Annotated in this window: 13 protein-coding genes; 9 read left to right on the top strand and 4 right to left on the bottom strand. The window is 73.3% G+C overall.

Annotation, left to right across the window (positions count from 1 at the left end; translation table 11 throughout):
* Positions 1 to 48: 48 nt before the first annotated feature.
* Positions 49 to 2,265: an acyltransferase family protein gene (locus ACI78Q_RS13375; protein WP_456923877.1), complete on the bottom strand. Its 2,217-nt coding sequence runs from the start codon at positions 2,263 to 2,265 to the stop codon at positions 49 to 51.
* A 532-nt stretch (positions 2,266 to 2,797) separates the two neighbouring features.
* Between ACI78Q_RS13375 and ACI78Q_RS13370 the strand changes: the two genes are divergently transcribed.
* Positions 2,798 to 5,092: a hypothetical protein gene (locus ACI78Q_RS13370; protein WP_456923876.1), complete on the top strand. Its 2,295-nt coding sequence runs from the start codon at positions 2,798 to 2,800 to the stop codon at positions 5,090 to 5,092.
* Between the two features lie 414 nt (positions 5,093 to 5,506).
* On the opposite strand, the gene ACI78Q_RS13365 is transcribed toward ACI78Q_RS13370, so the two are convergent.
* Complete coding sequence (locus ACI78Q_RS13365) at positions 5,507 to 7,078, bottom strand: LCP family protein (protein WP_456923875.1); 1,572 nt, start codon at positions 7,076 to 7,078, stop codon at positions 5,507 to 5,509.
* A 325-nt stretch (positions 7,079 to 7,403) separates the two neighbouring features.
* On the opposite strand from ACI78Q_RS13365, the gene rfbB reads away from it, so the two are divergent.
* The 8 genes from rfbB to glfT1 all read left to right on the top strand — a co-directional run bounded on the left by rfbB (position 7,404) and on the right by glfT1 (position 19,269).
* Entirely contained in the window at positions 7,404 to 8,399 is a 996-nt protein-coding gene (gene rfbB / locus ACI78Q_RS13360) for a dTDP-glucose 4,6-dehydratase (RefSeq protein ID WP_456923874.1), read from the top strand.
* Positions 8,396 to 9,295 carry a dTDP-4-dehydrorhamnose reductase gene (rfbD, locus tag ACI78Q_RS13355; RefSeq protein ID WP_456923873.1) on the top strand — a complete coding sequence of 300 codons (900 nt, stop codon included), beginning with the start codon at positions 8,396 to 8,398 and terminating at the stop codon, positions 9,293 to 9,295. Before rfbB ends, rfbD begins: the two co-directional genes overlap by 4 nt.
* 179 nt (positions 9,296 to 9,474) lie before the next feature.
* On the top strand, positions 9,475 to 12,897 hold the full coding sequence (locus tag ACI78Q_RS13350; RefSeq protein ID WP_456923872.1) for an N-acetylmuramoyl-L-alanine amidase: 3,423 nt from the start codon (positions 9,475 to 9,477) through the stop codon (positions 12,895 to 12,897).
* A 67-nt stretch (positions 12,898 to 12,964) separates the two neighbouring features.
* Complete coding sequence (locus ACI78Q_RS13345) at positions 12,965 to 13,498, top strand: hypothetical protein (RefSeq protein ID WP_456923871.1); 534 nt, start codon at positions 12,965 to 12,967, stop codon at positions 13,496 to 13,498.
* The gene (locus tag ACI78Q_RS13340; protein WP_456923870.1) at positions 13,495 to 16,563 is read left to right on the top strand and encodes a hypothetical protein; all 3,069 of its coding nucleotides are present in this window, start codon (positions 13,495 to 13,497) and stop codon (positions 16,561 to 16,563) included. The genes ACI78Q_RS13345 and ACI78Q_RS13340 overlap by 4 nt, the downstream gene beginning before the upstream one ends.
* A 176-nt stretch (positions 16,564 to 16,739) precedes the next feature.
* On the top strand, positions 16,740 to 17,543 hold the full coding sequence (gene wzm / locus ACI78Q_RS13335; protein WP_456923869.1) for a galactan export ABC transporter permease subunit Wzm/RfbD: 804 nt from the start codon (positions 16,740 to 16,742) through the stop codon (positions 17,541 to 17,543).
* A 38-nt stretch (positions 17,544 to 17,581) separates the two neighbouring features.
* On the top strand, positions 17,582 to 18,352 hold the full coding sequence (wzt, locus tag ACI78Q_RS13330) for a galactan export ABC transporter ATP-binding subunit Wzt/RfbE (RefSeq protein WP_456923868.1): 771 nt from the start codon (positions 17,582 to 17,584) through the stop codon (positions 18,350 to 18,352).
* Complete coding sequence (gene glfT1 / locus ACI78Q_RS13325) at positions 18,349 to 19,269, top strand: galactofuranosyltransferase GlfT1 (protein WP_456923867.1); 921 nt, start codon at positions 18,349 to 18,351, stop codon at positions 19,267 to 19,269. Before wzt ends, glfT1 begins: the two co-directional genes overlap by 4 nt.
* 84 nt (positions 19,270 to 19,353) lie before the next feature.
* Here the strand turns inward: glfT1 and ACI78Q_RS13320 are convergent, their stop codons facing one another.
* Both ACI78Q_RS13320 and ACI78Q_RS13315 read right to left on the bottom strand, forming a co-directional pair.
* Positions 19,354 to 20,259: a glycosyltransferase family 2 protein gene (locus ACI78Q_RS13320; protein ID WP_456923866.1), complete on the bottom strand. Its 906-nt coding sequence runs from the start codon at positions 20,257 to 20,259 to the stop codon at positions 19,354 to 19,356.
* Positions 20,256 to 21,878 (bottom strand): glycosyltransferase, encoded by a 1,623-nt coding sequence (locus ACI78Q_RS13315; RefSeq protein ID WP_456923865.1) that lies wholly within the window; start codon positions 21,876 to 21,878, stop codon positions 20,256 to 20,258. Before ACI78Q_RS13315 ends, ACI78Q_RS13320 begins: the two co-directional genes overlap by 4 nt.
* Between the last annotated feature and the right edge of the window lie 55 nt (positions 21,879 to 21,933).

Here is a 21,933-nt window from a genome sequence, read left to right as displayed (position 1 = left end):
GACTCACGGGTCCGGGAGGCGGCGTCGTCTGGTCGAGGCGTCGCCCGCTTACAGCTGGCGGTCCAGGAACTGGCCCAGCGTGCGGGAGAAGGTGCTCGTGATGTGGCTCCCGTCGAAGTAGACGACCACACCGCCGATCAGCACGTGGCAGGTCTGCTCGTCGCAGAACGCGTCGGTCAGGTCGATCACCGACACCCGGTCGTCGTCCATGGCGAGGGCGGCATCGGCGAGGTGGTCGTCGGCCACGCGGACGTCCCGCGGTCCGGCGCAGGGGTCGTCGGTCGCGCCGGCGGTGGCGATGCAGTCCGGGACCCCGAACTCCAGGGTGCGCAGCTCCGGGCCCAGGTGCACGCCGCCGGTCGTCGGCACGGCACGGACCACGTGCACCTGCTTGCCCGCGTCGGCCAATGCCCGCAGCGGCGCCTGGGCCGCCTCGACGGGGATGCCGTCGCGGAGCGTCCCGTCGTCCTGCACCCACTTGTAGATGTCATTGCGGTAGCTGGTGAACACCCGCGTGATCGAGTCGTCCGCCGCGATCTGCTGCAGCGCGTCCCGCGACCAGGTGGCGCACGAGGCGGGCTCGTCCAGCGGCATGTTCACCCCGAGCATGCGGTCGCTGCCCAGCGCCGGGCATCCCGCCTTGACGTAGGTGACCACCGCCCAGTTGCGCTCGTCAGCGACCTCCTGGAAGGCCTCGTAGAGGCTCGCGGTGTGTGAGTCGCCCACGAGCGCGACGGTCTCGGTGGCGTCCGGGGCGCCGTAGCGGCAGGTCTTCACCTCGGTGTTCGTCCCGCCCTGGAGGCATGGCATGCCCGCGGAGAGGTCCGACTTGGCGAACGTGGTGTCCACCGTGTCGGTCCAGGCGAACGGGTCCCCGCAGCCGCGGTCGGCGTCCATGGCACCGGCTCCGAAGCACGGATCGCCGCCAGCCGCGAACGCTGCGGCGGCCGCACGAGCCTGGTCGACCTGCACCTTGACGTAGAACCAGCCGCCCGCCGCCACGCCGACCACCAGGGCCGTGACGACAGCGGTCGCCAGGAACGTCGTGCCGGTGCCCCGGCGGGCCAGGGGGGTGCCGGTGCGGACCGGGTCCTCGACCCAGACCTTGGTGGCCCAGGCGGCGACGACGGTCACGACCAGGATGCCGGCCTTCGACGTCATCCCCAGGTCGTGGCCGAGCGCGAACGGGAGGACGACCACCAGCGGCCAGTGCCACAGGTAGGCGGAGTAGGAGATGTCCCCGAGGAACCGGACGGGGCCGAAGTCGGCGAGCTTCGTCGGGCTCCAGTCGCCGCGCGGCGCGCCCGCCCAGATGACCGCGACGGTCCCCAGCACCGGGAGCAGCGCGGCCGTGCCAGGGAACGGCGTCGCGCCGGTGTAGGAGAACGCGGCAACCGCGATGGCGCCGAATCCGGCCCACGAGACGACGGCCCGCAGGTGGTCGCGCCCCGCGGGGGGAGTGGCCGCCCACAGGGCCAGCAGGCCCCCGAGACCGAACTCCCAGGCGCGGGCCGGAGTGGTGAAGTACGCGTCCGGAGGGGAGGTCTGCGTGGTCCAGAGGGAGTACGCGAAGGACCCGAGGGTGAGCACGCCGAACACCGCGCCGATCGCGGCGCGCCGGTGGACGCCCAGACGGAGCGCGAGCCACACCGACCCGATCACGAGCAGCGGCCACAACAGGTAGAACTGCTCCTCGGTGGCCAGCGACCAGTAGTGCTGCGCCGGCGAGGCGACGTTGTGCGCGGCCAGGTAGTCGACCGCGTCCCCGGCCAGCAGCCAGTTCTCGAGGTACAGCGCCGAGGCGCCGACCTCGCGCAGCCAGGGCTGCCAGTAGGTCTGCGGAACCCAGATGACCGTGGCGGCGGCAGAGGCGAGCAGCACCAGCAACGAGGCGGGCAGGAGCCGGCGTGCCCGCCGGGCCCAGAAGCGCGCCAGCTGGATCCGCCCGGTCCGCTCCACCTCGCGGAGCAGGTGGCCGGTGATGAGGAAGCCCGAGACGACGAAGAAGACGTCGACGCCCACGTAGCCGCCCGGGAAGCGGACGGGGACGACGTGGTAGAGCACGACCAGGGAGACCGCGAGAGCGCGCAGGGCCTGGATCTCGACCCGGACGCCGGCGGCCTTGTCGCGGGGCGGTGGGGGGAGGGGGGTCCGCTCGCGCAGCAGGGTGTCGTGGGGCGCGTGCGGTGGGGGCGTCAGGCCGCCGTCCGACGAGCGCTCACCTGCTCCCGGCCGCTCCATGGTCGTGTCTCCGTGAACCGCCACGCTGCCCTCATCTCACGTCCGCGCGGCCCCGCGGGCCCGGTGCTCGTCGTCTCGGTCGGCGGCCCACCGGAGCCATGGCTCCACCGGTCGGCTCTCGGAGGCGCCCTGGGGTCACCCTCGCCGCGTCGTCGCAGGAGGTGCTCGGCGTGGAGTCGAACCACGTCCACCTGACCTGCTGTGCAGTCGAAGTGTAACGAAACAGAGACGGAGAGAGACCGGTTGTGACCGATGCCGGTACTCAGCAGCGGTGTCCTGCACCGTCCGTCACACGCGCATCCGACCGCGGTGCACGCGTCCGTTCCGCCCCTCCGACGTCAGTCGCCCCACCCGCCACAGCGCCGGTCGGCTGCTCGCGTTCTCTGGTTATCGTCGTTCCGGATCAGCTTCGTGCTCCCGGCAGGGCCCGGAGGCCCGTCTCGGCCCCGCGTCGTCGGTCGGGCTTCCCGCACGTGCGTGTTCGAACGGAGTCCCGATGAGCCTGTCCCCCTCGATCGCCGCTGCCGGCCACGAGGCAGACGACGCAGACTCCGGCTTGACGGCAGACCCTGCGCACGACGCGTGGACTGCTCCGGCGTCCCGGCGTCACACCCGGCCGGGGCTGTGGGCGCTGCCGGTCTACCTGGTCGTCCAGTTGGGGTTGCTCGAGGTACTGAGGGCGTTCGTCCCCCGCTTCTTCTGGTTCGACGACGCGCAGATCCAGTTCATGCCGATGTACTGGTGGCTCGGGCGACAGCTCTCCGGGGGTTCCCTCCCGCTGCTCGACCCCGACCAGGGCATGGCGGGCAACCTGACGGCGGACATGCAGAACGGGGCACTGGACGTCATCCGGTGGCCGTTCATGCTCTGGGCCGGGGGACAGCAGGACCTGCTGCTCGTAGCCACGGTGCACGGCTGGTCGTCCGTGCTGGTCCTCGGGGCGGCGACGCTCGCGCTCCTGCTGAACCACCAGGTACGTCCCGTGCTCGCCGTGGCCACTGCCATCGGGGTCGCGACCAGCGGGTTCCTCCTGTGGTACGGACCCGCGTGGGCCCCGTCGATGTGGAGCCTCGCGGCGCTGATCTGGTTGTGGGCCGCACTGAGCTCGCGACGCTGGTACGGCGTGGTCGGCGTCGGGCTCGCAACGGCCGCGGTGGTGTGCGCCGGCAACCCCTACATCCTGCCGCTGCTGCCGGTGCTCGTGATCTGCCAGGCCCACGAGCGCTGGCGCGCGTCCGGGCGGCGCGTGCTCCGGGAGCGACGGACGTGGGCGACCGTCCTCGCACTCCTCGCCGGCACGGCGCTGAGCATCCCCACCCTCGCCAACGCCCTCGACGTCGCCCCGTGGATGTGGCGCCTGCCGGCCGAGGAGACGATCGGTGCCGCGGGGGGAGGGACCAACGTGCTCGACATCTTCCTCGGTGGCACCACCCTGCTGAACTTCCCCAACGTCCCGATCTTCAGCACGGCCGTGATCGCGCTGCCGTTGCTGGCGCTCGTGGACTGGCGACGGGCGGTGCGCGGCCCCGGTGTCGTCACGGCGGCGGCGCTGTGGGTGACCGCGGTCTTGTGGACCCAGTTGCCGCACTACTTCCTGATCTTCCGGATCCCCTTCCGGCTCCTGTCGGTGGTCCAGATCAGCTTCGGGCTGCTGGCTGTCCTCGCGTTCACCGCCGCCATGCGGCTGTCGCGGCGTCGGTTGGCCGTGGCGACCGGACTACTGGTCCTGCAGTTCGTCGTCGCCGTCATGCGGGCGCCGGTGTTCTGGCGGTGGCACGGCGTGAGCCTGGTCGTCGCCGCGGTGGCCCTCGTGGCTGTCGTGCTCCTCGTGCGTTCCTCCCCTCACCGCGATCCGCTTCGAACACGCCTGTGGGCCCGGCCTGTCGCCGCCGTCGTGGTGGTGCTGGCGTGCGCGTCACCGCTCGTGATCCAGCTCGGCCTCCAGGCGGCCGTCCAGGAGCGGTACGAAGCGCTCGTCCTCGGATCCCAGCAGGAAGGTGTGGCGATCTACCGTCCCCACACCAACGGCTACGACGTCGGTACCACCGTGGACGGGTTCCGGGACAACGCCTACGCCACCGACACGTCGCTGACGGTCTACGCCTTCGGCGCCTTCGAGGACGGTGACGACCGCGGGTGGGCGCGCGGGGTCCTCGGCGGCAACCTCAACCTGCTCGCCGATCTGCGACCGGGGTACGGCTCCCTCGCTGTCTGGCCGAAGGGCGTGCAGGAACACCTGACGGCCAACTACCAGAGCAGCCTCGCTGCCGAGCAGCCCGGACTGCTCGTCGTCCCCGAGGGCTCGGACGTCCCGTGGATCGACCTCCTGTCGTCCAACCGGGTGCTGCTCGGCGTCGAGGGCTCCGTGCCCCAGGCCATCGCCGACCACTTCGCGCAGAACTGGACCGAGGTGTCCCGACGCGACGGCTGGACCGAGTACGCGCGGCCCGAGCCGCTGCCGGGCCGGGTGAGCATGGCGCCGGCCGGCGGTGTCTCGGTCGCCGACGCGGCCGCCAACGACGGTGTGGCCACCCTCGGTGGCGAGCCCTTCGAGCGGTACACCGTGTCGACCGGGGACGACGGTGGCCGCCTGGTGTTCCGGACGCCGTACTGGAACGGCTTCCGGGCCACCCTCGACGGCCGGCCGGTGGAGGTCTCCGCCTTCGCCGGCTCGGTCCTCCAGGTGGAGCTGCCGGCCGGGGTGACGGACGGGGACCTCGAGATCTCCTTCGAGCCGGTCGGCGCGCGGCTGCTGCCCGCGGCCGTGGGGGTGGGCGCCCTGCTCCTCGTGGTCTCGGCCGCCACCGCCGTGTGGGCACGCCGCGACCGGACGCCTGCTGCAGGAGCCTGACGCCCGGGTCGCCGGGGCCGCGCCCCTCGCCCGCTGCACGAGGCCGGCGGGGGCCTGGGCCGGACGGGGCCCGCCGGTGACCGCCCCGGCCCGGCAGCGCACCTGGAGAGCAACCGGGACGGTTCCCGCCCCTCGGAGCGGCGGCAGGGTGGCGTCGCCGCTCCGTCCCTGCAGCTCGTGGAGAAGCCGGCCTCCCGCTGAGCGCGGCCCTGCACCGGGCCAGCGCCGGTCCGCGACCGCCGGGCCTTCGTCCACGCACGGCGCTCGCGCCCCGCACCCGGAGGGCGACCCCCGGTGCGCTGGCCCGCGGTGCGGGGACGGGTGCGCGCTCCCACCCGGGAACGACGGAGGGGCCCACCCCAGCGGCAATGCCGCTGGGGTGGGCCCCTCCGTCGTGTGCCGGGGGACCGGCCGTCAGTTGATGCAGTCGGTGTCGGCCGCGGTGAACGCGTCCTGGCCCTCCACCGGCGCGGCCGGCGCGGCGGGGTCGACGGCCTGTCCGACGCCGTTGAAGTCCGAGCCGAGGACCAGCTGCACCGTGCCGGACGTGGCGTCGTCGCTGGCCTCGGTCACCGCGCCGGGGATGGCGGCGGCGAGCGTGGCGGCCAGGGCCTCGTCACCCGCGGCGAACCGGACGACGGTCCGGTCGTAGTCGGAGGAGTCGGCGTTGCCCGTGCTCCCGACGGCGAAGCCGGCCGACCCGAGCTGGGTGCTGGCCTGCGCGGCCAGCCCGGAGACGCCCGAGCCGTTGTACACGTCCACCGTGACCTCGGACGGGGCGACCGTCGCCGGCGCCGCGGGGGCCTCCTCGGCGGGAGCCTCGGGTTCGGCCGACAGCTCGCTGAAGAACGCGTGCAGCGTGTCCTCGTCCTCCAGCCGGATGATCGAGCGGTCCTGCTCGTCGCGGTCGGTGCCGACGTAGGGGATGGTCTGGAACTCGATGCTGCCGGCGGTCACCGACTGCATCTGGTCGGCCAGCGAGAACAGGTCCAGGGTCTGGTCCACGGTCAGCGACTCCGAGGCCGCCTGGACCAGCTGGCGCTGCTTGCCGAGGTCGAGCAGCACGTCGTCGGAGAGCATCTTGCGCAGCACGCCGGCGATGAACACCTGCTGGCGCACGATCCGGTCGAAGTCTCCACGCGGCAGCCCGTGGCGCTGTCGGACGAACTTCAGGGCGTCGGCGCCGCTGATCGTCTGGACGCCGGCCGGGAACACCGCACCCGACCAGCGGGAGTCGTCGACGGGCGCGCAGAGGTTCACCTCGACGCCGCCGACGACCGAGGTCAGGTTGAAGAACCCGAGCAGGTCGACCTCGGCGTAGTGGTCGATCTGCAGCCCCGTCAGCTGGCTGACGGTCTGCACCAGCAGCTGCGCGCCGCCGGCCTGGCGCTGCTCGAGCGGCTGGTCCTCGGACGTCTCGGAGAACCCGTAGGCGTAGGCCGCGTTGAGCTTGTCCCAGCCGTAGCCGGGGATCTGCACGTACGAGTCACGCGGGAACGAGACGAACGACGCGCGGGAGCCGTCGGCGGGCAGGTGGACCAGGATCATCGTGTCGGTGTTGATCCCGGAGTCGCTGCCGGCGTTGAGCTCGGCCAGCTGCTCGTCGGTGAGGTTGGCCCGGCTGTCGTTGCCCACGAGCAGCAGGTTCATGGCCTCGGGGGCGCTGCCGGTCTCCTCGTTGCCCTCGGTCGGGATCGCGTCGGTCCGGTTCACGGTGGCCTCGGCGACCTGCCCCAGGTACCAGCCCCATCCGGAGCCGGCGAGCAGAGCCGCGGAGAGGACGCCGGCCACCGCGCGACCGGCGATGGCCCCGCGGCGCGTGCGGCGCGGCCCGGCGGTCCCGTCGGCGGCGCCGCCGGCCGGGCGCGACCCGACAGCGGAGGAGCCGGTGCGTGAGGAGCCGGGGCGGCCCGCGCGCGGGTCCAGCCGGGCCGGCAGCTGCCGGCCGTCGCCGGACTCGGGGGTTCCGGGCTTCTTCGGGCTCACGTGGGACGTCCTTCCGTCTGCTCTGGTCCGCGCGGGCGGCGGCGCCGACACGCCGCGTCCGGGGGCCTGACCCCCCGCTCGCCGCCGTCGTCCAGCAGCGGGCATCGACTCGGAGGCTGTCGGCGATGGTAGGTCGCCGGCCGGGCCCCGCGGGCGACGCGACGGCATGACACGGGGCGCGTGGGACCAACGGTGCAGGGTGGCCAGGCGGGACCGGTCCGTCCCCCTGCCGGCGCCTGACGCGCGGCTACCGTCCACCGGGGCGCGACACGCCTCACCCCTGCGGATGATGACCCGGGGGCACCCCGACGGGAGGATCGAGGCCATGCGCGTGCTCGTCACCGGGGGAGCGGGCTTCATCGGCTCCCACTACGTCCGGACCCTGCTCACGGGCGGCTACCCCGGCCACGAGGACGCCGAGGTGACCGTCTTCGACAAGCTCACCTACGCCGGCAACCTCGCCAACCTCGCCCCGGTGGCCGACAGCCCCCGGTTCCGGTTCGTCCGGGGCGACATCTGCAGCCCCGCCGACCTGGACGCGGCCCTGCCGGGGCACGACGCCGTGGTGAACTTCGCCGCCGAGTCGCACGTGGACCGCTCCATCTCCGGGGCGTCGGAGTTCGTGCTGACCAACGTGCTCGGCGCCCAGCAGGTCTTCGAGGCCGCGCTGCGCCACGGCGTCCGCCGGGTCGTGCACGTCTCGACCGACGAGGTCTACGGCTCCATCGACGAGGGCTCGTGGACCGAGGACCACCTGCTCGAGCCAAACTCGCCGTACTCCGCCGCCAAGGCCGGTGCCGACCTCATCGCCCGCGCCTACGCGAAGACCTACGGGCTCGACATCTCGATCACCCGCTGCAGCAACAACTACGGGCCGTACCACTTCCCGGAGAAGGTCATCCCGCTGTTCGTCACCAACCTGCTCGACGGGCAGAAGGTGCCGCTCTACGGCGAGGGCGCCAACGTCCGCGACTGGCTGTTCGTCGACGACCACTGCCGCGGCATCCAGCTGGTGCTGGAGAAGGGCCGGTCGGGCGAGTTCTACAACATCGGCGGCGGCCGGGAGCTGTCCAACAAGGAGCTCACCGAGAAGCTGCTCGAGGCGACCGGCCGCGACTGGAGCTACGTCGAGAACATCGTCGACCCGCGGGGCGGCGGTCACGACCTGCGCTACTCCGTCGACCACTCGAAGACCGCGGCCCTGGGCTACGCCCCGCGCATGACCTTCGAGGAGGGCCTGGCCCTCACCGTGCAGTGGTACCGCGACAACCGGGCCTGGTGGGAGCCGCTCAAGGCGGCGGCCGCCACCGCCCGGGCATGACCGACGCCGTCACCACCGCCTGGCTGGTCACCGGCGCCCGCGGTCAGCTGGGCGGGGACCTCCTCGCGGTCCTGGCCGGGCGACCGCAGGACGCGGTGACCGCGGTGGGCCGCGCCGAACTCGACCTCACCGACGAGGCGCAGGTGCGGACCGTCGTCCGCACGTGGCTGGCCGGGGCCCGCGCCCGCGGGCAGCGGCCCGTGGTGGTCAACGCCGCCGCCTACACCGCCGTCGACGCCGCCGAGACAGACGAGTCCACCGCCCTGCTGGTCAACGGCCGGGCCCCCGGCTGGCTGGCCGAGGAGCTGGCCGGGCACGGGCGGCTGGTGCACGTCTCCACCGACTACGTCTTCGACGGCACGGCGACCGGGCCGTACCCGGTGGACGCGCCGGTCGCGCCCCGCTCGGCCTACGGGCGCACCAAGGCGGCGGGGGAGCGGGCGGTCGCGGCCGCGGGCGGCGAGGCCACCGTCGTCCGCACGTCGTGGGTCTACGGCGCGCACGGCGCCAACTTCGTCCGCACCATGGCCGGGCGCGCCCTGTCCGGCGCGCCGGTCTCCGTGGTCGACGACCAGGTGGGGTCACCGACCTGGTCGGCCGATCTCGCCGCAGGCCTGGTGGCCCTGGGCGCCCGTCCGGAGCCGGCGCCGCCGGTGCTGCACCGCACCGACGAGGGCGCGGTCAGCTGGTTCGGCCTGGCCCGCGCGGTCTACGAGGAGGTCGGGGCGGACGCCGGACTGGTGAGCCCGACCACGACGGCCGCCTTCCCGCGGCCGGCTCCGCGCCCGGCGTACTCGGTGCTCGACGGCTCCGCCTGGCGGGCCGCGCGGCTGCCGGCCCCGCGCCCCTGGCGGACGGCGCTGCACCAGGCGCTGCAGGGGTGGCCCTGGTCCTGACGTGGGGCGGCCGTGAGGCCAGTGGGGCAGAGGCGACGCGCGGGGGCGGACGGACGAGTTCCTGAAATCCGTTCGTCGCGTCGGCTCAAGAGTCGGCCACGGCGTGACGATGCTCCTGGTGGAGAGATGTGCCCCCGTGCGGGGCGCAACCGCCCACCGCACCACCGGAGGACCACTTCGTGCGTCGCCTGTTCGCGGGACTGATCGCCTTCACCGCCCTGTCGGGCACCATCCTCGTGCTCCCCGTCTACGCGGAACCCGCTCCCGAGGCCGTGCCGGTCGAGACGTCCTCCGAGAAGGTCGCCCTCGGCTCGGTCGAGGCGCCCGCCCCGGCGGCGGAGGTGCAGGAGGGGACGACGGACCCGGTCGCCGACGTGCCGGCCACCACGCCGACGCTGACCGTGACCAGGACCGACGTCGACTCCTTCTCGCTCGTCGGCGTCACGTGGGCCCACGACCCGGCCGTCACGGACGTGCGGGTCCAGGTCCGCGTCCAGGACGACGAGGGCGACTGGGGCGGCTGGACGGAGATCGGCACCGAGGACGCCGAGACGGGCGCCGGCGCCACCGGGCAGGAGCAGCGCGGGGGGACCGCGCCACTGTGGACCGGGCCCAGCACGGGCGTCGAGGTCGAGGTCGTGACGCGCTCGGGAGCCTCGCCCACCGACGTCCAGCTCGACCTCATCGACCCGGGCACCAGTGCCGCTGACAGCGCGCTCGGCACCCCGGACATCCAGGACACCGCTGACGCCGCCATGGCCATGCCGGACGTCTACTCGCGGGTCCAGTGGGGCGCCGACGAGAACCTCCGCACGTGGGGACCGGAGTACGCGCCGACGATCAAGGCCGCGACGGTGCACCACACCGCTGACTCGAACAACTACACCGCCGACCAGGTGCCCGGGATCATGCGGTCGATCTACACGTACCACTCGAAGAGCCTGGGCTGGGGCGACATCGGCTACAACGTCATCGTCGACAAGTTCGGCCGGTTGTGGGAGGGCCGTTCCGGCGGACTGGCCAGCACCGTCATCGGCGCCCACGCCGGTGGTTTCAACACCGGCACCTTCGGCGTCTCGATGCTGGGCAACTACGACGTCGTCGACACGACCCAGCCGATGATCGACTCGGTGGCGGCGATCATCGCCTGGAAGTTCTCGCTGTTCGGCATCAACCCCCGGGGCACGACCAGCCTGGTCTCCGCGGGGGGCGGCACGGCCAGGTACTCCGCCGGCACGGCCGTCACCCTGCCCACGATCTTCGGCCACCGGGACGTCGGCAGCACCGCGTGCCCGGGCCGCTACGGCTACGCGAAGCTCGGCGAGATCCGCGACAAGGTCACGGCGATGCTCGGCTCGGCCGAGACGCTCGTGCAGACGAGGTACGACACGGACGCCGCCGCGCGCAGCCTGCTCGGCGCGGTGACCACCCGGCCCACGCACATCCCGAACAGCACCGGCGCCTACGCCCACTACGTCAACGGCTCCATCTACGCCTCGGCGACGACAGCCGCCTACGTGATCCGCGGGCCGATCCGGGAGCGGTGGGCCTCACTCGGCTGGGAACGCAGCTCGCTGGGGTTTCCGACGTCGGACACGACGTGTGGGTTGCGGGATGGTGGGTGTTTCCAGCACTTCCAGGGTGGGTCGATCTACTGGTCGGCGGGCTCGGGGGCGCGGGTGGTGTCCGGTGCGGTGTTCGACCGGTGGGCCGGGCAGGGCTGGGAGACCGGTGCGCTGGGGTATCCGACCACCGATGTGACGGCGATCGCCGGGGGGTCGTTCGCGCACTTCCAGGGCGGGTCGATCTACTGGTCGCCGGCCACCGGGGCGCGGGTGCTGTCGGGGGTGGTGCGGGACCGGTGGGCCGGGCAGGGCTGGGAGACCGGTGCGCTGGGGTATCCGACCACCGATGTGACGGCGATCGCCGGGGGGGCGTTCGCGCACTTCCAGGGCGGGTCGATCTACTGGTCGCCGGCCACCGGGGCGCGGGTGCTGACCGTTCCGGTGCGGGATCGGTGGGGGGCGTGGGGCTGGGAGACCGGCCCGCTGGGGTTCCCGGTGGCCGAGGCGGTGGCCACGCCGGGGGGCAAGGGTCAGGTCGTCCGGTTCGAGCGGGGCTGGATCTACTGGTCGCCGGCGGCCGGGGCGTGGCGGGTGGACGGGCCGGTGCGGGAGGCGTGGCTGGCCGCCGGTGGGGACGGCGGCGCGCTGGGCATGCCGGTGGTCGATGCCGGGACCACCGCCGATGGCGCGGCGCGGTTCGGGGACTTCCAGGGCGGGTCGGTGTACGTGCACGCCACGCTGGGGGCGCGCGTGCTGCCCGCGGCGGTGGTGGCGGCGTGGCGGTCGGCCGGTGGAGAGGCCGGGCCGCTGGGGTATCCGACCACCGACGCGGTGCCCACCGCCGATGGCCGGGGTGTGGTGGTGACCTTCCAGGGTGGGGAGGTGCACGCCACCGCGACCGGGGGGCAGGCGTTGTCCGGTGCGGTGCTGGACCGGTACCGGGCGGCCGGTGGGCTGGCCGGGGAGCTGGGGCGGCCGACGACGGGGGTGACCGCGCTGCCCGGGGGCGGGGCGTTCGCGCACTTCCAGGGCGGGTCGATCTACTGGACCCCGGCCACCGGGGCGCGGGTGCTGACCGGGGCGGTGCGGGACCGGTGGGCGGCGGCGGGCTGGGAGAACAGCCCGCTGGGCTATCCGACCACCGACGTGACGTCGCTGGCCGACGGCGGGCGGATGGCCCGGTTCCAGGGCGGATCGGTGTACTGGACCCCGGCCACCGGGGCGCGGATGGTCTCCGGGGCGGTGCTGACCCGCTACGAGGCCGCCGGTGGGGCCGGCGGGGCGCTGGGCTATCCGACCTCTGATGTGACCGCGCTGCCCGGGGGCGGGGCGTTCGCGCACTTCCAGCGGGGCTCGATCTACTGGACCCCGGCCACCGGGGCGCGGGTGCTGACCGGGGCGGTGCGGGACCGGTGGGCCGCGCAGGGCTGGGAGAACGGGCCGCTGGGCTATCCGACCACCGACGTGACGACGCTGGCCGCCGGTGGGGCGTTCGCGCACTTCCAGGGCGGGTCGGTGTACTGGTCGCCGGGTTCGGGGGCGCACGTGATCTCCGGGCCGGTGCGGGACCGGTGGGCGGCGGCGGGCTGGGAGGCCGGGGTGCTGGGCTATCCGACCACCGACGTGCAGTCGCTGCCCGGAGGTGGGCGGTTCGTGCACTTCCAGCGGGGCTCGATCTACTGGACCCCGGCCACCGGGGCGCGGCTGCTGACCGGGGCGGTGCGGGACCGGTGGGCGGCGGCGGGCTGGGAGACCGGGCCGCTGGGCTATCCGACCACCGACGTGACCACGCTGGCCGCCGGCGGGGCGTTCGCGCACTTCCAGGGCGGGTCGATCTACTGGACCCCGGCCACCGGGGCGCGTTACCTGCCCACCGCCATCCGGGACGCCTGGGGCGCCACCGGCTGGGAGAACGGCCGGCTGGGCTACCCGACCGGCGACCCCGAACCCACCACCGGCGGCACCCGCCAGACCTTCCAGGGCGGGACGGTGACCCATTCGACGGGGACCGGCCGCACGACGGTCGCCTACCGGTGACCCCGTCATCGGTCCCTCCGTCCCCGCACCGCGCCACCACCCATCCCACGACCCGAGAGGTCAGACCGTGACCTGTCTTCTCCCCGCCGGGCCGCGTCGCGCCGGCGTCCTGCTCGCGTCCTTCACGGCCCTCGGGCTCGGCGTGACCGGTTGCTCGGGCGACCCAGCCGGCCAGGGGGTGTCCGAGCAGCCGGGGACGGCGTCGTCCGGGACGGCGGGGATCACCGACGGCGACGCTGCCTCCGCGACGTCCCGGGCTCCCGAGGAGGAGCCGATCGCCACCGATCCGCCCCGTCCCACGGCGACCGACGTCGTCCTGTCCTACGCCGGCTGGGACGAAACGACGGTGTCGGTGCAGGCGGGCGGTTACGTCAGCCCGGTCGTCGAGGACGGCGGCACCTGCACGCTGGACCTCACGCAGGACGACAGGACGGTGTCGGTCAGCGCGCCGGCCTTCGCCGACGCGACCACCACCGTGTGCGGGGACCTCGCGGTGGACGGCGAGCGCCTCGGGGAGGGCACCTGGACGCTCGTCCTCCGCTACACCTCACCCTCCGCCGAGGGTGCGTCCGAGGCGCTGTCCGTGGAGGTGCCCGCGTGACGGTCCTGCGTCGCGCGCTCGCCGTGGTGGTCGCCGGGCTCTGTGCCCTCGCGGTCGTCGTCGCCACCGACACCGGGCCGGAGCCGACCTCTCTGGCCGAGGCCGCCGTCGACACCTCGCAGTTCCGGGCCGGCAACATCATCAGCGACCAGCTGTTCTTCGACGGCGGTGCGATGTCCGCCGCTGATGTGCAGGCCTTCCTCAACAGCAAGAACCCCAACTGTGTGGGGGGCGGTGACGGGACGCCCTGCCTGAAGAACTTCCGGCAGGACACCTGGACCCGCCCGGCCGACGCCAGCTGCGCCGGGACCTACCAGGGCGCCGCCCAGGAGACGGCCGCGACGATCATCGCCAAGGTCGGGCAGGCCTGCGGGATCAGCCAGCGGGCGCTGCTGGTCATCCTCCAGAAGGAGCAGGGCCTGGTCACCGCGTCCGGGGGAGGGCTGTACGCGACCCGGTACCGCAGCGCCATGGGGTACGGCTGCCCGGACACCGCGGCGTGCGACACCCAGTACTACGGGTTCTTCAACCAGGTCTACTCGGCCGCGTCGCGGTACCGCTACTACGCGAACAACCCGACCCGCTTCAACCACCGGGCCGGCTTCACCAACCAGGTCCGGTTCCACCCCAACGCCGCCTGCGGCACCTCGCCGGTGTTCATCGAGAACCTGGCGACCGCCGGCCTGTACAACTACACGCCCTACCAGCCGAACGGCGCCGCGCTCGCGGCCGGCAAGGGCACCGGCGACGGGTGCTCGGCCTACGGCAACCGCAACTTCTGGATCTACTTCACCGAGTGGTTCGGCTCCACGCAGATCCCCGGCGCCGCCGAGGTGACCGGTCGCTACGCCACGACCGGCGGCGAGACCGGCCCGCTGGGCGCCATCCGCGCGAACGTCGCCTGCGGCCTGCGCGACGGGGGCTGCTTCCAGACCTACGCCAACGGAGCCATCTACTGGTCGCCGGCCAGCGGGGCCCGCATCGTCTCCAACGGCGCCGTCCGGGACCGCTGGGCTGCGCTGACCTGGGAGGTCGGTCAGCTGGGGTTTCCGACGTCGGACACGACGTGTGGGTTGCGGGATGGTGGGTGTTTCCAGCACTTCCAGGGTGGGTCGATCTACTGGTCGGCGGGCTCGGGGGCGCGGGTGGTGTCCGGTGCGGTGTTCGACCGGTGGGCCGGGCAGGGCTGGGAGACCGGTGCGCTGGGGTATCCGACCACCGATGTGACGGCGATCGCCGGGGGGTCGTTCGCGCACTTCCAGGGCGGGTCGATCTACTGGTCGCCGGCCACCGGGGCGCGGGTGCTGTCGGGGGTGGTGCGGGACCGGTGGGCCGGGCAGGGCTGGGAGACCGGTGCGCTGGGGTATCCGACCACCGATGTGACGGCGATCGCCGGGGGGGCGTTCGCGCACTTCCAGGGCGGGTCGATCTACTGGTCGCCGGCCACCGGGGCGCGGGTGCTGACCGTTCCGGTGCGGGATCGGTGGGGGGCGTGGGGCTGGGAGACCGGCCCGCTGGGGTTCCCGGTGGCCGAGGCGGTGGCCACGCCGGGGGGCAAGGGTCAGGTCGTCCGGTTCGAGCGGGGCTGGATCTACTGGTCGCCGGCGGCCGGGGCGTGGCGGGTGGACGGGCCGGTGCGGGAGGCGTGGCTGGCCGCCGGTGGGGACGGCGGCGCGCTGGGCATGCCGGTGGTCGATGCCGGGACCACCGCCGATGGCGCGGCGCGGTTCGGGGACTTCCAGGGCGGGTCGGTGTACGTGCACGCCACGCTGGGGGCGCGCGTGCTGCCCGCGGCGGTGGTGGCGGCGTGGCGGTCGGCCGGTGGAGAGGCCGGGCCGCTGGGGTATCCGACCACCGACGCGGTGCCCACCGCCGATGGCCGGGGTGTGGTGGTGACCTTCCAGGGTGGGGAGGTGCACGCCACCGCGACCGGGGGGCAGGCGTTGTCCGGTGCGGTGCTGGACCGGTACCGGGCGGCCGGTGGGCTGGCCGGGGAGCTGGGGCGGCCGACGACGGGGGTGACCGCGCTGCCCGGGGGCGGGGCGTTCGCGCACTTCCAGGGCGGGTCGATCTACTGGACCCCGGCCACCGGGGCGCGGGTGCTGACCGGGGCGGTGCGGGACCGGTGGGCGGCGGCGGGCTGGGAGAACAGCCCGCTGGGCTATCCGACCACCGACGTGACGTCGCTGGCCGACGGCGGGCGGATGGCCCGGTTCCAGGGCGGATCGGTGTACTGGACCCCGGCCACCGGGGCGCGGATGGTCTCCGGGGCGGTGCTGACCCGCTACGAGGCCGCCGGTGGGGCCGGCGGGGCGCTGGGCTATCCGACCTCTGATGTGACCGCGCTGCCCGGGGGCGGGGCGTTCGCGCACTTCCAGCGGGGCTCGATCTACTGGACCCCGGCCACCGGGGCGCGGGTGCTGACCGGGGCGGTGCGGGACCGGTGGGCCGCGCAGGGCTGGGAGAACGGGCCGCTGGGCTATCCGACCACCGACGTGACGACGCTGGCCGCCGGTGGGGCGTTCGCGCACTTCCAGGGCGGGTCGGTGTACTGGTCGCCGGGTTCGGGGGCGCACGTGATCTCCGGGCCGGTGCGGGACCGGTGGGCGGCGGCGGGCTGGGAGGCCGGGGTGCTGGGCTATCCGACCACCGACGTGCAGTCGCTGCCCGGAGGTGGGCGGTTCGTGCACTTCCAGCGGGGCTCGATCTACTGGACCCCGGCCACCGGGGCGCGGCTGCTGACCGGGGCGGTGCGGGACCGGTGGGCGGCGGCGGGCTGGGAGACCGGGCCGCTGGGCTATCCGACCACCGACGTGACCACGCTGGCCGCCGGCGGGGCGTTCGCGCACTTCCAGGGCGGGTCGATCTACTGGACCCCGGCCACCGGGGCGCGTTACCTGCCCACCGCCATCCGGGACGCCTGGGGCGCCACCGGCTGGGAGAACGGCCGGCTGGGCTACCCGACCGGCGACCCCGAACCCACCACCGGCGGCACCCGCCAGACCTTCCAGGGCGGCTCCATCACCGTCGCTGCCAACGGTGCCGTCACGGTCCAGGTGAACTGACCGGCCGGCCGCCGCGGCCCGCCTCGCCCTGCTGCACGTGGGGCGAGGCGGACCCGTGGGACTGGTCGGTCACACGGGGACGGACCAGTCCCCGTGGACCCCCGCACCTCCGGGCCCCACCGGCTGTCGGCGGGTACCGTCGCCGCGTGAGCTCGGCCCGTACCGCCCCCACGTCCATGGCGAGAACCCTCTCGGATCTGCAGATCGGGTGGCGGCAGCGGGAGCTCTGGGGGCACCTCGGCTGGCAGGACATCCGGCAGCGCTACCGCCGCTCCCTGCTCGGCCCCATCTGGATCACGATCAGCATGGCGGTCACGGCCGTCGCCCTGGGCATCCTGTACGCGGGCCTGTTCGGCAACCCGCTGGAGGAGCAGCTCCCGTACATCCTCGTCGGCTTCATCGTGTGGGGCTTCATCGCCGGCTGCATCAACGAGGGCTCGGAGGTGTTCATCGCCAACGAGGGGCTGATCAAGCACCTGCCCTCACCGATCAGCGTCCACGTCTACCGGCTGGTGTGGCGGCAGGTGCTGTTCTTCGCGCACAACCTGATCGTCTACGCGGTCATGCTGGTGATCTTCCCGCAGCCGCTGAAGTGGACGGCGATCGCGGCGATCCCGGCCTTCGCGCTGCTCGTCGCCAACGGGGCCTGGGTGGCGCTGCTGTCGGGGATCGTGAGCACCCGCTTCCGGGACCTCACCCCGATCACGCAGAGCATCGTGCAGCTGATGTTCTTCCTGACGCCGATCGTGTGGATCTACGACGACCTGCTCAACAGCCCCAACCCGGCGATCGCCGAGCGCGCCCGGATCGCCGAGTTCAACCCCTTCCTCCACTTCGTGGAGATCGTCCGTGCGCCCCTGCTGGGGGCCGATCAGCAGGTGCGCCACTGGGTGGTCGTCCTGGCGATCACCGTCGTCGGCTGGATCCTGACCCTCGTGGTGATGCGCCGGTACCGCGCGCGCGTCGCGTACTGGGTCTGACGCCCACCCGACAAGGCACGAGAAAGGCACACTGACCCGTGGTCAGCATCACGACGCGAGACGCCTCCGTCGACTTCCCCATCTTCGACGCGAAGAGCAGGTCCCTGAAGAAGACCGTGCTCGGCATGGTGGGCGGCAACATCGCCAGCGACGCCAAGGTCCCCGTCATCCAGGCGCTGCGGGACATCACCGTGGATCTCGAGCACGGGGCGCGTGTGGGCCTGGTGGGCCACAACGGCGCCGGCAAGTCCACGCTGCTCCGGCTGCTCGCCGGCATCTACGAGCCGACTCGCGGCTCGGCCGAGGTGCAGGGCAAGGTGGCGCCGGTGTTCGACCTCGGCGTCGGCATGGACCCGGAGATCTCCGGCTACGAGAACATCATCATCCGCGGCCTGTTCCTCGGCATGACCCGCAAGCAGATGGAGATGCGGGTCGACGACATCGCCGAGTTCACCGAGCTCGGGGACTTCCTCTCGATGCCGCTGCGCACCTACTCGACCGGTATGCGCGTGCGCTTGGCGCTGGGCGTGGTCACGAGCATCGACCCCGAGATACTGCTGCTCGACGAGGGCATCGGGGCCGTGGACGCCGCCTTCCTCGAGAAGGCGCGCGACCGGCTCAGTGACCTGGTCGACCGGGCCGGCCTGCTGGTGTTCGCGTCGCACTCCGACGAGTTCCTCAAGCAGCTGTGCACCAGCGCGATCTGGATGGAACACGGCCGGATCAAGCAGCAGGGCTCGCTCAAGGAGGTCCTGCTGGCCTACAAGGGCCCGGAGGCGTGGATCGACGAGGGGTCCGGCGCGGCGTGACGGGGGCGGGTCCCGCGGGGGGCGTCGGTTCCGTCGTCGCCGTCATCGTCACGCACCGGCGCCCGCAGCTGCTGCGGCAGAGCCTCGCGGCCGTCGCCCGGCAGACCGCCCCGGTCGCGACGGTCGTGGTGGTCGACAACGGCGCCGACGCCGAGACCGAGGCGGTCGTCCGCGCCTGCGACGTCCCGACGGTCTACGTGCCGTCGCACACGAACCTCGGCGGCGCCGGTGGCTTCGCCCTGGGCCTGCTGAGCGCTCTCTCCCTCGGTGCCGAGTGGGTGTGGTGCGCCGACGACGACGGCCGCCCGGGCGGGGACGACGTCCTCGCGACCCTGCTGGCCGAGGCCCGCCGCCGGGACCTCGCGGAGGTCTCCCCGGCCGTGGTCGACGAGGCCGACCCGGAGCGGCTGGCCTTCCCGCTGCGCCGCGGCCTGCGCTGGCGCCGCCGCGTGGACGACTTCGGTCCCGGGCAGTTCCTCCCGTCCTACGCGTCGCTGTTCAACGGTGCGCTGTTCCGCGCGGACGCCTTCCGTGCCGTCGGCGTCCCGGACCTGCGGCTGTTCATCCGGGGCGACGAGACCGAGATCCACCGGCGGCTGCGCCGCTCCGGGCTGCGCTTCGGCACGACGCTGCGCGCCATCTACGTGCACCCGCAGGGCGGTGAGGAGTTCCTGCCGATCCTGGGCGGGCGGCTGTCGGCCCAGTACCCCCCGGACGCCGCCAAGCGCTACTTCACCTACCGCAACCGCGGCTACCTGATGGCCCAGCCGGGGATGCGCTGGCTGTTCCCGCTGGAGCTGGTCCGCTTCGGCTGGTTCTTCCTCAGCCGGCGCGACGTCCGCGGACTGCGCGACTGGCTGGCACTCACCCGCGCGGGACGGCGCGAGCGCTTCGCCATGCCCGAGGGCCGGACCTGACCGCCGGGGTCGACCTCCCCTGAGACGACGAGAGCCGCCGGCGCCCGTGGGCGCTTGCGGCTCTCGTCGTCGGAGCGGCGGGTGTCAGAGGACGGTCCGCGGGAACGCCGGCTTCGGGTCGAAGCGGACCCCCTCCAGGAACTTCTTGGCCAGCCTGCGACGCAGCCGCCACGGCACCTTCCCGCCCTTGAGGCCGGTGTGCAGCCGCTGGGCGAAGCGCAGGGCGGCGAACGGGTCCTCGTGGTGCCAGCGGTAGGACGCCTCGTTGCGGACGCCGTACTCGAACTTCCACATGTTGGAGTCGTTCACGTCCCCGAAGTTGACCCCGCGGTTGACGCCGAGGTCGTGGGTGACGGTGCTGGCCAGGACCTGCACGCCGGGACCGGCGGCGGTGATGCGGCGGGTGTACTCCTGGTCGTCGAACCAGATGAAGTACTCCGACAACGGCAGGCCGAACTGTGTGATCGCCCAGCGCGGGAACATGACCGAGACGAACGAGCAGGAGTTGACCAGCACGCTCTTCTCACCGCGGACGAGCAGCTTGCCCCAGTCCCACGTGGGCTCGGGGTTGTTCATCTCGCAGATGTCGCCGTTGGTCCACCGCACCACCGAGCAGGCGAAGGGCAGCCGCATGCCCATGCTCTCCTCGGCCGCGCCGTGCCCGTCGAGCAGCTCGCGCAGGGCGTCGGTGTCGGCGTAGCAGTCGTCGTCCATGATCCAGACGAAGTCCGCGCCGCGCTCGTAGGCCACCGACATGCCGTGTGCGAAGCCTCCGGCCCCGCCGGTGTTGGTGGTCAGCCGCTCGATCTGCACGGTGGGCCGGCCCTCGTAGGCGGCCAGCACCTCGCTCGTCGAGTCCGTGGAGGCGTTGTCCACGATGATCACCTGCTCGGCCGGGCGGTCCTGGGCGAGGACCTGCTCGATGACCTTGCCGAGTTTGTCGGCGCGGTTGTAGGTGACGATGACCGCGGCCACGTTCGTCGTGGTCATGAGGCCCACCTTTCGTAGAGGGACCGGGTCCAGTCCCGGGCGCGAGGGAGGGCGGCGAAGGCGTCCACCTGGGCGCGCTGCTCCCGCAGCAGGCGCCTCGTGAGTTCGTCGTCCTCGCAGAGGGAGATGAGCGTGCGCTCGGCGGCACGCAGGAAGGGCAGGGTCGCGCGGGGGAGCAGCAGCTCCGGTGACACGACGGAGGCCTGGGAGCCGACGTTGCTGCTGACCACCAGGACGTCGTGCGCGTCGGCCTCGAAGGACGTCAGCGTCACGCCCTCGTTGTCGGAGGTGATGACGAGGACGTCGGCCTCGTCGAGGGTCTGCGCCACCGGACGGTCGGGGCCGCGCAGCTCGACGGCGCCGCTCAGACCCAGCCGAGCGCGATCCGCCCGGACCTCCTGCCCCAGCTCGCCGTCTCCGTGCATGACGAAGCGGACCCGGTCCCCGAGCCGGGCGCGCAGGCGCGCGGCCAGCCGGAGGAAGAGATACGGACGCTTCTGCTGCGTGAAGCGGCCGACGAAGGCGACCGTGAGCGGATCACCGGACTTGCGGGTGCTCGTGGGTGCCGGCCGCTGGGCTCCCGTGTCGACGGTGAGGTCGGCGAGAGTGGCGAGGCTGACCTTCTCGCGGGGCAGGCCCTGCCGGTCGACGAGGTAGTCGCGCAGCTGCGGGGAGATGACGTGGTGGGCGTCCATCACGTTCGACAGCCGCAGCGCGATGTCGACGAACCCACCGGTGCGCCACTCCAGGACGTGGAGCGAGTCGACCAGCTCCGTGCCCGGGTACTGGGCGCGGATCCACGGGAGGCGCTGGTACAGCCACGTGCAGTGGTGGATGTGCACCCCGCGGACGTCGAAACGCTCGAACAGCTGACTGAGCAGCCGGGACTCGTGCTCGCCCTGCATGGGGTGGTTGAGGGGGAGGACCAGGGCGTCGTCGAAGACCGGGCGCGCGATGTCCGGGTGCCCCGACGGGCGGTCGCTCAGCACGATCGGGAACAGCCCCGCGTCGCGGGCCATCCCGATCGTCTCGGCGGCCCACTTCTCGGCGCCCCCCAGCTCCAGCCAGTGCAGACCGAAGAGGACGGCCTTCGTGTGACCCCGGGACGAGCCGGTGTTGCTGTTGTGAAGCCGGCCCACCCGGGGGATGGGCTGGGACAGGCGCCGGTTTTCCAGCCGGTCGGTGCGCAGCTGGCGGACCACGTCGAAGGCCACCGGCGCGCGGCTGCGGACCGCGTTGCGGACCTCGTGGACACGGCCGGGGGGCTGCTCGACCTGCATCAGTCGCTCGGGCGGGCCGCCGAGGTCGAGCACCACGTCCACGACGCCCGTGGTCGGGACGGGGTTGCCGGTCGCGTGCGCCTCGATCGTGCCCACGACGGAACGGTCGTCCGGCCACTCGATGAGCGTGGTGCCGGTGTCGGTCAGCGACGGGAGGTGCGGCCCGTCGGTCCGCAGGACGGTCGCCCGGATGCGTTCACCCGGCCGGGCCAGGCAGTGGAACGCCAGGGCGCCGTCGAGGAGGCGGGCCTCGCGGGTCGACAACCCTGAGAACCAGTCCGGCTCGTGGAGGATCTCGAAGACGCGGTGCGCGCCGGTCTGGTCGTGCGGGTCGGTCACGGGTGGTTCTCCTGGAGCGGTCGGCCGCCGGAGGCGGAGGCGGTCGTCGGCAGCA

It is taken from the genome of Geodermatophilus sp. SYSU D00705, assembly GCF_054050135.1.
This window is presented reverse-complemented; position numbering and strand designations above follow the sequence as displayed.

Bases quoted from the DNA above. Each gene is read 5' to 3' on its own strand.
- wzm (WP_456923869.1), top strand. From the start codon at position 16,740: ATGGCGAGAACCCTCTCGGATCTGCAGATCGGGTGGCGGCAGCGGGAG.
- ACI78Q_RS13320 (WP_456923866.1), bottom strand. From the start codon at position 20,259: ATGACCACGACGAACGTGGCCGCGGTCATCGTCACCTACAACCGCGCC.
- rfbD (WP_456923873.1), top strand. From the start codon at position 8,396: ATGACCGACGCCGTCACCACCGCCTGGCTGGTCACCGGCGCCCGCGGT.
- rfbB (WP_456923874.1), top strand. From the start codon at position 7,404: ATGCGCGTGCTCGTCACCGGGGGAGCGGGCTTCATCGGCTCCCACTAC.